The following is an 11,522-nucleotide window of genomic DNA, read 5'->3' on the forward strand; positions in this document are numbered from 1 at the left end:
GACGTCTTGTCGGCCTTGTCGCTCCGCCCTACGCCGATTCGTGCGACGGGTGCCGCCTGGCCGCCCGGGGCCCAGAGGCGGATCGACTCGCCCATCTCGCCCGCGATGGAATGCCTGACGGCCGGGAGCGGCGTGTACGGACCGGCTGTGGTGTCCGGTTCGGGCGCGCACAACCGTGTTTCCTGCGGGGGAGGCTGTGGCCGATGCCGCTGTTCCGAGGGTTCCGCCGGCCGGCGGAGCACCAGCCACGTCGGTGCGTAGCGCGCGGTGTCCTCGGGCAGGTGCCAGCCGTACTCCCGCGCGATCTGCAACGCCCTGGTCGCACCGATCTGCCGGTAGTAGCTGTCGTCCACCTGGATGGTCCGCGGGGTGTCCGCCGGGCGGCCGTCGGCGGCCGGCAGGCTGGTGATCCGTTCCCGCAAGCGCGCCTCCACCGCGCCGCGATCCGTACTCCGCTCGCGCCGCAGCCGTGCACGGCTCAGCCAGATACGCCGGGGCGGACGGGTCCGAGGACCCCCTGACGCGGTGTGGACGGCCTCCAGGATCGCGCTGAGGACAGGGGTCAGGATCCAGCCGATCGCGTACAGCACACCCCACAGCCACTGGAAGACGTACCGGCTCCACAGCCGGATCGCGGACTTGGGAGAGCGTGGACCCCACGCCCGATCTGTCTGATGCATGCTCATCCAAGTTACGTCGGTGGGTGACGGCCGAGACTGTTGTCGCCGCCCCGTGTCCCGATGCCATTGACGGGCCGGTGCTCACCCGAACGGGTTGGCGGCGGCCACCCGCGCGGTGAACTCGTCGACACTCTCCCGGGCGCTGTCGACGCTCTCGTGGAACCTCTCGGAGCCGTACTGGACGTCCTCCGTCACGAGGCGCACGCCTTCCTTGTACAGGTTGTGCGCGCCGGTGACCGCCTCGTACCCGCGGGCAGTCCAGGAGCGGGGGTCCACGTACTGCCGAACATTGCCCGCGTCGTCCGCGACCGACTTGACCGAGTCCGCGAGCGCCGGTATTCGTCCCAGTGGCGTGTGCTCGACGAGGCTCGGCACCACACGGTCGAGGACACCGCCGAGCCGTCCGCTCGCGGCCTGGTAGAGGTTGGCATCTCCGAAGTGCCGGGCCACGGCCACGCCCAGCCGATCCTCGAACGTATCGGCAGTGATCTTGACCGCGTCGATCCTCCTCCCGACGACGCCGAAGGCCCGCATGCCCTGTTCCTCGACGGTCCGCACGGCGCTGCCGCCGACCGCCTCGACGATGTCGTCGGCACGTTTGAGGGAGTCGGCGGCTCTCGACCCGGCCTCCAGGACGTTCAGGGGAATCTTGACGCCCTTGAAGGCACCCAACCCGACCTTGCCCACCCGCGCCAGATCCCCGAAGGGCACGAACCCCGCGATGTCCAGCCCGATGTCCAGCCAGTTCCCTTTCTTGGAGCCGGCCGCCCAGCCGATGGCGTGCGCGGCGAGCGCGCCGCCGTTGAGGACCATGCCGATGGCCTCGAAGGCGACGGCGCCGACGATCGTCTCCGAGAAGATGACCGCCAGAACGTCGCAGGCCGCGCTGGCCCAACCGAGCCAGTCACCGATCTCGTAGATCGTGTCGGCGTGCTGTTGCACCCACTCCCAGATGTCCCCGGCGAGTTCCTCGATCGCGTCACCGAGGCCGTTGAGGCCATCCAGGAAGCGGTCGAAGAGGCCCGGCTGGTCCGGGGCTCGTTCGGCGGCCCTTCTGACGGCCTCGGCGGCGGTGCGTGCGGCCGCCTCGTGGTCACCGAGCAGGGTCTGGGCCTTCTTGATGACGGTGTTCAGTGCCTCGGTGGCCTCGTCGACCCGTCGGGCGGCGCGGTCGAGGCGCTGCTGGGCGTCTTTCAAGGCCGCCTCGGTGTCGAAGGTCCGGCCGGCCAGTAACAGATCGGGGTCGGCCTCCGCCTGCTTCAGCACGCGGCGGGCCTCCTCCGCCTCTTCCTCGTAGCGGGCGGCGAGCGTCTGGAAGTCGGTCAGCTGTGACTGCCAGGCGTGCAAGGCCCGCGCGGCCTCCAGCAGCGAACCGTGCCCGTCGGCAAGGTACTTCGGCAGTTCCTGGGCCTTCTGGGCGAAGCCTCGGGCGGCGTCGCCCTCCCAGATGCCGTCGGCCTTCCCCACGCGCGTGAGCGTGCCGTGGGCGTCGTTCAGCTGGTTGCCCACCCTGCTGAGCGTGGTGACGAGCTGCTGGACCGCGCCCGGCGCGCCGGGTGCCGGGTCGAATCCGAGCGCGTCGTAGGTCTGCGTGCTCATCCGTACGTTCCTTTCGACACGGCCATGCCGTACGTCCTCCTTCGACGGGGTCATCCGAAGGTGCGTGCCCGCGGAGCATCACCGTCCGGCACGGCGTCGCCGAAGGACACCGTGTCGGCGATGTCGGCCAGGACCGCCTGGTAGTGAAACAGGTCCTGGACGTCGGCGGTGCTCAGACACAGGAGCAGGATCCGGTCGTCCCGGGGGAAGGGCAGCCACACTTCGACACGTACGAAGAACCTCTCCTGCTCCCCGTCGGTGAGCTGCCACACGGCGCGGGACCCGGCGATGTGAACGACGGCCGGGCCGGCGGGAAGGCTGACGAGCTGGACCTCACCGCCGTCCTGACCGTGGCCGAGCGTCTCCGCGATGCCAGCGGCCGAGAGGTGGGGGTCGGGGTTGTCGAGGTCGCGCACACTCACGGTGAGGGTGCAGCGGCTCACGCGCTCGGGCGTCAGCGTGCCGTCCGGGTTGCCGCCGATCGGGAAGACGCCGAGCGCGTGGTAGACGGTGCCCTGGCCGGCGAGCTGCTGGGAGGTGGCGCCGTGCAGGGCGGCGGTGAGCCTGCGCAGAGGCTCCCGTTCCTCGGCTTCACCCCAATAGTCACGGGCGAAGCCCCGCATTCGCGCGTCGAAATCCTCACCGGCGTTGTCGGTGCCGCTGTCCGAGTCCGCGGGGAGGGGTACGGGGTGGAACTCCGGCTGGACGTGGAAGCCGATGGCCGCCGGGGCATTCGAGGACGATGTCACGAGTCGTCGGCCTTTCCGGGTACGCCGGGTGCGGACGCCGTGAACGCCGCGCGCACTTGGTCCTCCAGGGTCTGATAGACCTTGCGGGATTCGGTGAGTCCCTCGGTGACCCCACCGGTGGCGTCGGCGATCAGGTCGATGCCATAGCCCCACTTGTCCTGGAAGTCGGCGCACGCCTTCTCCAGTTCGGCGTGGCCCGAGCCCTCGGGACCGATGTTCTTGAGTTGCCTTCCCGCCGAACGCATGCCGTCGGCACACTCACCGAGCTGTGCGATGAGGCGACCGAGTGCTTCGAGTTCCACTTTGTAGTAGCCGGACATCGCCGACGTTCCCCCCTGGTGTTGCTACCGGCTCGGACCGGGAAATCTCCAAACCCTTGATGCATCGAACGCCGGGCAACGGAACCGGGCAAGCGGCTGTGGACGAATGCGCACAGCCTCTTCACCCGACCTTTCAGGCAGGACCCGCTACGACCCTTGCGCCTGCTGCGCGTTACCACTGCTCAGCTCCGGGCCCGCGGCCAGCAGGTCCGCCCAGGCCGCCGGGACCGACACCGGGGTGATCTTGTCGTAGCCGAGCCTGACCTGTGCGGTGTTGGTCTTCTCGCCCTCCGCCTTCTCGCCACCGGTCACCTGGCTGTCGTTGGTCGCGGGGACGGAGTAGCGCAAGCCGGTGTCGGTGACCAGGTAGACGTTCCCGCCGCCGGCGTCGGTGCCGGTCAGCCGCTTGAACAGCAGGCCGCTGCCGGGCGAGACGTAGGTGCTGGAACCGCTCTGGGAAACGTCCTTCGGGTACTCCCGGCCGGTCCACACGGTCATCTCGGGCAGGCCGGTGTACTGGTCGTCCTTGCCGTGCCAGATGCTGCACGAGACCTTGTTGCCGCCCTCCTCCCAGTGCGTGTTGACCTGGGCGACCGGTTCCTTGGGGTAGTTGGCCTCGGACATCCACTCGCCGTCGGCCGGCTGGATGTCGTTGAAGGTGACCTGTACCGGCTCCGGGTTCACGGCGCCGTAGACGCCCTCCACCCAGGGGCTGCGGAGCCACAGTTGGGCCGTGAAGTCCGAAACGGGCTGGACCCGGTCCTTGAGCACGATGTACTTCTGTTTACCCAGGCCTGAGGGCGCTTCGACGATCAGGCCCACCTTGGACAGGCTGGGGTCCAGACCCTCCACCTCCGCCGCTGTGCCCACGTCGGCCAGGTTCGGGAAGTCAAGGGCACCCACCACGTTCAGCGTGCTGACGAACTCGGCGCTGACCTTCTGCGGCGAGACGCCGTCACCGAAGACTGCGCGCTCGAGCGTCTTGATGCCCGACTCCGTCCGGAGCTTCCAGTCCTTGCCGCCCATCAGATACGCGCGACCGTCGGAGGTCACCATGTACCGCGGGGCGGATCCGCCCGCGTCGGCCGGCCCCTCCACGTACAGGGCCTCGTCCTGCTCCAGTTCGTTGCCGCCCTTGTGCAGGAGGGCGGTGTAGTCGGACTGGTCCAGCACGTACGAGGCCTTGACCGGCTGGTTCTCCTCACCCTTGCCCGGCGCCTCGCACAGCGCCCAGACCTTGACCGTCTCGGCGTCCTCCGGAGAGGGAAGGCGGTCCGGTGCGAAGGGGATGCCGACGGTGGCGCCCATGGAGTACTCGCTCTCGTCGAGCACCGACTCCGTGATCTTGATGACCTGCGGGTTGTCGCCCTTGAGGAGCAGCTTGGCGGAGGCCAGGTTGAGCACCGGGTGCAGGCTGGGCTTGTCCTCGCCCTTGGTGCGTACGAGAACATAGCGCGTCGTCGACTCGCTGCCGACGAGGATGTTCTTGCCCTCCTCGTCCCAGCCCTTCGGCGCCGTCGGACTGAGCATTCCCCACGCGCCGAAACCGATGACGATGAGCGTCGCCACACCGATACTCGGCAGGACGGTTTTGAAGGGGCGCGGCGCGCCCTCCTCCGAACCGTGCGGGGACGGCTGGAGAAACGCCGCCACCGTGCGCTTGCGCGCGAAGGAATAGGCGTTCAGCTCATCCCTACGTGTCGCCATCGATCGGTCAACTCCCCGTTTTTCACTTTGCTGCCGTTTACGGAATCCCCCAGGGCCGTCCAGCGTTCTGTGGCGTTTGTTCCTGCGGGGGCCCCTACTATGCCGTGTGACGATCGCACCGTACGGTACGGGGTACCGTGGTGCGCCGCCAGCTCAAGTCGCGGCCAGACAATGCAAAGGGGTTGTTCCGGGGGATGAGCACTGCGACCAGGTCTCGGCGCCGAAACGGCGACCGTCGCACACGGGGGAGCCAGGAACCGGAAGGGCCGCCGCAGACGGCACAGACCTCGTCCACGCGCGCCGGCGGTACCACGCCGGCCGCGCCGTCGCTCGCCCGACGCCCCGGCAGTATCGGGCCCATCCGGGTCCAGCAGCTGGTCGGCTTCGAACTGGCCGCAGCCGTGCTCCTCATCGGCTGGCTGCTGCGTCCCATCGGCCTCACCATCGGGATCGTACTGGCCGTGCCGCTGGTCCTGTCCGGACTGCTGCGCCGGCGCGGACGCCCACTGCCCGAGTGGTTCGGCACCGCCCGCGCCCTCCGGGACCGGCGCAAGCGCAACGCCGAGCCGGTGCCACCCGGTACGGACCCCGGCTTCGCCCCGGCCGTCGAATGTGACCCGGCGCTGCGCACCTACACCTTCCACGACCGTGAGCAGCGTGAGATCGGCATGGTCGGCGACGGCACCTTCCTCAGCGCCCTGGTGCAGGTGGAGGCCGCCGACGTTCCGCTGCGTCCGGCCACCGGCACCCGGGACATCCCCCTCGACCTGCTGCAGGGGCTGCTGGAGGTGGACGACATCCGGCTCGCCTCCGTGCAGGTCGTCCAGCACACCCAGCCCGCGCCCGCCCCGCACCTGCCGCCGCAGGCCATGGCCGTCCGCTCCTACGGGCCGTTGCAGGCACAGAGCATGACGCCGGGCCTGCGTCTGACCTGGGTCGCGCTGAAACTCGACCCCGAGCTGTGCCCTGAGGCCGTGGCGGCCCGCGGCGGCGGTATGCAGGGGTCCCGGCGGGCACTGCAGCGGGTTGCCGACCAGTTGGCCAGCCGGCTCATGGGGGCCGGGCTGAAGGCCAAGGTGCTGAGCGAGTCGGAGGTCGTCGCGGCCGTCGCCACTTCCAGCTGCGTCAATCCGCTGGCCACCACCGGCGGTGCCGCGCTGGACGGGAGCCGCTCCAATCGCCGTACCGCTGAGACCGCCCGCGCTTGGCGCTGTGACGACCGCTGGCACACCACGTACTGGATCTCCCGGTGGCCGCAGCTCGGCGTCGGGGCGGCACCGCTGCCGCAGTTGGTCGGCGCGCTGACCTCTTCCCCCGCGCTCGCCAGCACCTTCTCGCTGACCATCAGCAAGCGCCGGGGCTCGCTCCTGGCCCTGTCCGGTCATGTGCGCCTGACCGGCCGCGGCGAGAACGAGCTCGGAGAGGCAGCGCAGCACTTGGAGCAGTCCGCAGCCGCGTTCCGGATCGGCCTGGTCCGGCTCGACCGTGAGCAACTGCCCGGAGTTCTGGCCACCCTGCCGCTGGGAGGTACCCGCTGATGTCCGCTCCCACCGCTCGGGCCGCCGGCCGCTCCGGCTTCGGCGCGGGAACGTCTGGCTTCCCCGGGCAGCGCGCGGGCCATCTGCCCCGCAACCCCGATCCCGCCCGTCACGGACCGCACCGGCGCCTGCGGGCGGCCTTCGGTCTGCTCGGTCCCCGGCGCGAGCGCCACCTCGTGGACGCCGGCGCACTGGCGCAGCTGAGCCTTCCCGTCGGGGACGACGGCATGATCCTCGGCGTAGACCCCGACAACCGCCCCGCGGTGCTGGGGCTGTGCAGGCCCACCCGACTGGACATCGTGCTGGTGGGCGGCACTTGGATGGCCCAGGTCATCGCCCTGCGCGCGGCGGCGATCGGCGCGCGGGTGGCCGTGGAGACGGCGCGTCCCCAACTGTGGTCGCCGATGGCTCAGGCGGCCGGTGGCGGCCAGCAGTGCGTAACCGTGCATCCTGTGGGGCGGATCGCCCCTCAGGGTCCGTCTCCGGCCAGCCCGGTACTGATCATCCGTGACCTGGGCATCCGCCCGCCGCGCAGCCGTCTGACCACACAACCGTGGCAGTCGGTGCTGACGCTGCTCCCCTATCTCGGTCCCACCGCGCCCCGGCTCCTGTCCACCGCCGACGTCGTCGGGGTGCAGCGGATCTCCCCGCAGGAGTCCGACATCGTCGGCAAGGTGATGCGGCTGGGCCAGGAGGACGTCACCTCCCTGCCGTCCCTGTCCGACAGTGTGGCCCTGTGGTGCACGCAGAAGCACCGGCAGTACGTCATGACCCAGCCGACCGACGCGGAGACCGGACTTCTCGGAGCTCCGCGCCGGATGGACTGAGCCGGTTCGCCCGCCGCGTGGGGATGCCGTTCGGCACTCCCAGGGATGAACGGCCGCGGCGGCGAATGGACGGCGGCGGCCCACAGTGGGTGCCGGACGCCCCTGTCACTGCGGTGGCACGGCGAACGCGGGTGCTCTCATGCGGTGTTGAGGGCCGTCTGTTCGTCCGTGCGGGTCGGTGGGGGACAAGTAAGGTGACCGTGCACGTCGCCCGATCACCGAAGGGAGCCCTTTGACCATGGCCGACGCACAGGACAGCACCGCGGGAACACCGGACGAGGACGTCAAGGCCCGCAAGGAGAGGGAACGGGACGAGCTGTACGCCCTGGACATCTCGGATGTCGAGTGGCACAGCGCGCCCGGTACCGAGGAGCACGAGGAGCGCGTCGAGATCGCCTACCTCCCGGAGGGCGCGGTGGCCATGCGGTCGTCACTCGACCCGGACACCGTGCTGCGGTACACGGAGGCGGAGTGGCATGCGTTCGTCCTCGGGGCCAGGGACGGCGAGTTCGACCTGGAGCCCGCTCCGCACGACGGTGGCACCACGCCGGAATGACGCGAACCATCCGATTGTGTCCGGGACATGGCGCGGCATGGCGGGCTCGGGAGACCGGCACCGGCCCGGAGGACGGCGTCTGAGGAGGGGCCTCCCCGTCGGCTCGGACCCACGGCGGACGGGCCTGCCCCACCGGACGTCGTGGCGTTTACGCTTGATGCGGGTGCGGCGACAGAACCCATGGGCGGGTTGTTCGCGTCCGGGACAGAGCCAGACGGATCGGACGACAGCAACGGTCGCTCCCAGCCCGGCACGTGAGTGCCTGAACGGCACGAGGGTGCTCGACCACACCAGGAGGAATTGTGCACAGCGATCGGGACGGGATGCGCGTGGGCTGGACCACGCCCAGCGATGACCAGTCCGACGCGGAACCGGCCGTCGAGGTGACGGGCGAGTTCACCATCGACTACGCCGCGCCTGCCTGGTATACGCAGAGCTCCTCCACAGGCGACGGGCAGCCGACCGCTGCCGCCCCTGCGCACGATGCCCCCGATACGGCCGGTTCCGCGCCCACGCCCACAGCGGCGGCGGGCGGCACTCCGCCGACGGCCACCGGGCCGGGAGCGGTCACCTGGCAGGGAACCAATTCCGGGCACGGGGCCTACCCCGGGCAGGCGCCACCGCCCGGCCCGGGGCCGGTCCCCGGCTCCCCGACAGACCGCAGGCAGGGATCTGTGCCGCATCAGGTTCCCTTCTCCGGCACAGGCGGTCCGGGCCCGCTGCTGCCAGGTCAACCACCGGCCTCGGACGGAGGCTTCGGCCCCGCGCCGGTGGCACCGCCCGGGCCGCCGAGCGCGACTTCCGCGACGCCCCCGCCGTCCGCTGCGGGGACTCCCGTGCCGCCTCCGCCGTCCGTGCATGCGGTCGCCGTCACGCCTCCCCCGCCGGTCGGCGCTCCCTACCCGACCGTCGTCCCGCCCGCACCGAGCGCCCCTCCGGCCGAGCCCACGGCCCCGGTGGCCCCTGCCGCCCCCGGGCCGTACGGCGCCCAGGCGCCCAGCGCTCCCCAGGGCCCTGACGCGTCTGCGTCCGGTGAGGACACGGACAGCCGGCCGGCCACCGCCGACGCCTCGAACGGATCCGTCCCGTCCGCCTCCGGCCCCGCCGACCGGATCACGTCCCCCGGCGCCCCGCAGACCTCGACGGACACCGGCACGACGGCCGTCGCCGGAACGCCGGGCAACGCGTCCGGGACCGACGGGGACGGCACGCCGGACCGGGACACGAGGACGGAGGACGGGTCCGAAGACAGCACCGAGGCCTCCGAAGCGGCGGACGCCCATGAGGAGTCGCGTACCGCCGAGGGCATAGCCGCCGAGAACGCGTCGGACGACGCCGCCGAAGCCGACCCCGCCGAGGCGTCCGGTGAGGACCCGGCCGCCCGGCACACCGCCCCGGAGCCGGAGCAGGACCCGCAACAGGACCCGGCGTCGGGCTGGCGTCCCCCGCCGGCGCCGGAAGGTGCCGTTCCGCCGCTCCCGCCGCAGTTCCCGTCCGTCGCCACCGGCGGTGCGCCCATGCCGGCGGCAGCCCCGGCGCCGTCCGCCGCGCAGCCGTGGCCGACGGGGCAGCCGTCGCAGCCACACCCCGCGCAGCCCGCCGATCCCACGGCGTCCGCCCAGCCGGCCGCCGCCGCTCAGCCGGGCGCTCCGCAAGCCGCGCCGCCCGGCTGGCCGGTCGCCTCCCAGCCGCCGGGACCGCCCCCGCAGGCGACCCCCCAGGGCACCTTCGGCGCACCCCAGCCGCCGCAGGGCGGTTACGGCTTCCCGCCACAGCAGGCGCCGACGCCGCCGCCGGGTTACGGCTACCCGCAACAGCCCCCGGCCCAGGCCCAGGCACCGCAGGGCGGTTACGGCTTCCCGCCGCAACCGACCCCGCAGGGCTACGGCTATCCGCAGCAGCCTCCCGCCCAGCCCCGTCAACCCGGTCAGCCGGTGCCCCCGCAGCAGGGCCAGCCTCCAACGCCCGGTGCGCCGGGGCAGCCGCCGCAGCCTCAGAACCCCTACGGGCAGCCGGCCGGCCAGCCTGGCGTGGACCCGCGTACCGGTGCCCCCTATCCGCAGGCCATGCAGCACGACCAGCGGGAGCAGGTCAGCCCGGGAGCGCCGCTCGGCTACAACGCGGCCGTCGAGCTGACCTCCGACCGGCTGGTCAACAGCAGGAAGCAGAAGGCCAGGAGCAGCCGCCCCACCCCCGGCGGGTCGCGGTTCAAGCTCGGTGGCCGCAAGGAGGAGCTGGAGCGGCAGCGCAAGCTCGACCTCATCCGCACCCCGGTGCTGTCCTGCTACCGGATCGCGGTCATCAGCCTGAAGGGCGGCGTGGGCAAGACGACCACGACGACCGCGCTCGGCTCCACCCTCGCCAGCGAGCGCCAGGACAAGATCCTCGCCATCGACGCCAACCCGGACGCCGGCACGCTCGGCCGCCGGGTACGGCGGGAGACCGGCGCCACCATCCGCGACCTGGTCCAGGCGATCCCGTACCTCAACTCCTACATGGACATCCGCCGCTTCACGTCGCAGGCGCCCTCCGGCCTGGAGATCATCGCCAACGACGTGGACCCGGCCGTCTCCACGACCTTCAACGACGAGGACTACCGGCGCGCGATCGACGTACTGGGCAAGCAGTACCCGATCATCCTCACGGACTCGGGTACCGGACTGCTCTACAGCGCCATGCGCGGCGTTCTCGATCTCGCCGACCAGCTGATCATTATCTCGACACCCTCGGTGGACGGGGCGAGCAGCGCGAGCACGACACTGGACTGGCTGTCCGCGCACGGGTACGCGTCTCTGGTGTCCCGGTCCCTCACCGTGATCTCCGGGGTGCGTGAGACCGGCAAGATGATCAAGGTCGAGGACATCGTCACCCACTTCGAGCAGCGCTGCCGGGGCGTGGTCGTCGTCCCGTTCGACGAACATCTGGCAGCGGGCGCCGAGGTCGACCTCGACATGATGCGGCCGAAGGTCCGGGAGGCCTACTTCGACCTGGCCACGAAGGTGGCCGAGGACTTCGTGCGGGCCCAGCAGGAGCAGGGCCTGTGGACGTCGGACGGCAATCCGCCGCCGACCATGGCTCCTCCGATGCCGGGATACCCGACGCAGGGCGGACCGCCGTACCAGGCGCCTCCCGGTACGCAGCCCGGCCAGCCCTGGCAGAACGGCCCGCAGCCCGGGTACGCCCCGCAGCCTCCGTATCAGCAGCCGGGACAGCTGCCGCCGCAGCAGTAGCGCACAGAGCCCAGGGCCGTGCATGCCGGTGTGTCTCCGGTACGGCCCTGGGCTCTGTGCTCCGTGGGGCCGGCGCCCGCCGCGTGCCTAGGCCCGCTGCTCCGCCTCCGCCACCAGCCGTCGGCAGGTCTCGACGTCCTCGCCCATCTGCCGCAGCAGCTCCTCCAGTGTGTCGAACCTCGCCTGCCCGCGTACGAAGGCCAGGAAGTCGACGGAGACGTGCAGGCCGTACAGGTCGAGGCCGACGCGGTCGATGGCGTACGCCTCCACCGTGCGTTCGGTGCCCTCGAACTGCGGGTTGGTGCCGACCGAGATC

Annotated in this window: 10 protein-coding genes; 4 read left to right on the plus strand and 6 right to left on the minus strand. The window is 71.3% G+C overall.

The features are described 5' to 3' along the window. The 5 genes from RIF68_RS13340 to eccB all read right to left on the minus strand — a co-directional run. The coding region (locus RIF68_RS13340) for a hypothetical protein (RefSeq protein ID WP_309051434.1) at positions 1-680 on the minus strand (680 nt) is incomplete at its 3' end. Positions 681-761: 81 nt separating this feature from the next. Beyond that, entirely contained in the window at positions 762-2,279 is a 1,518-nt protein-coding gene (locus tag RIF68_RS13345) for a putative T7SS-secreted protein (protein WP_309051435.1), read from the minus strand. 50 nt (positions 2,280-2,329) lie between these two features. Further along, on the minus strand, positions 2,330-3,028 hold the full coding sequence (locus RIF68_RS13350) for a hypothetical protein (protein WP_309051436.1): 699 nt from the start codon (positions 3,026-3,028) through the stop codon (positions 2,330-2,332). Continuing rightward, on the minus strand, positions 3,025-3,348 hold the full coding sequence (locus RIF68_RS13355; protein ID WP_309051437.1) for a hypothetical protein: 324 nt from the start codon (positions 3,346-3,348) through the stop codon (positions 3,025-3,027). Before RIF68_RS13355 ends, RIF68_RS13350 begins: the two co-directional genes overlap by 4 nt. 147 nt (positions 3,349-3,495) lie before the next feature. Beyond that, entirely contained in the window at positions 3,496-5,055 is a 1,560-nt protein-coding gene (gene eccB, locus RIF68_RS13360) for a type VII secretion protein EccB (protein WP_309051438.1), read from the minus strand. Positions 5,056-5,249: 194 nt separating this feature from the next. Between eccB and eccE the strand changes: the two genes are divergently transcribed. From eccE to RIF68_RS13380, 4 genes are all read left to right on the plus strand, one after another. Next, positions 5,250-6,593, plus strand: a complete 1,344-nt coding sequence (gene eccE / locus RIF68_RS13365; RefSeq protein WP_309051439.1) for a type VII secretion protein EccE — start codon at positions 5,250-5,252, stop codon at positions 6,591-6,593. Further along, positions 6,593-7,420, plus strand: coding sequence for a hypothetical protein (locus RIF68_RS13370; protein WP_309051440.1), 828 nt, complete (start codon positions 6,593-6,595; stop codon positions 7,418-7,420). The genes eccE and RIF68_RS13370 overlap by 1 nt, the downstream gene beginning before the upstream one ends. Positions 7,421-7,658: 238 nt before the next feature. Next, positions 7,659-7,976: a DUF397 domain-containing protein gene (locus RIF68_RS13375; RefSeq protein WP_309051441.1), complete on the plus strand. Its 318-nt coding sequence runs from the start codon at positions 7,659-7,661 to the stop codon at positions 7,974-7,976. 323 nt (positions 7,977-8,299) lie between these two features. Continuing rightward, entirely contained in the window at positions 8,300-11,206 is a 2,907-nt protein-coding gene (locus tag RIF68_RS13380; protein WP_375165693.1) for an SCO5717 family growth-regulating ATPase, read from the plus strand. A gap of 87 nt (positions 11,207-11,293) precedes the next feature. On the opposite strand, the gene RIF68_RS13385 is transcribed toward RIF68_RS13380, so the two are convergent. Next, positions 11,294-11,522 (minus strand): riboflavin kinase (locus RIF68_RS13385; protein ID WP_309051443.1); only part of this gene is annotated, 229 nt, incomplete at its 5' end.

The organism is Streptomyces sp. (assembly GCF_031178505.1).
Classification (GTDB): domain Bacteria; phylum Actinomycetota; class Actinomycetes; order Streptomycetales; family Streptomycetaceae; genus Streptomyces; species Streptomyces gulbargensis.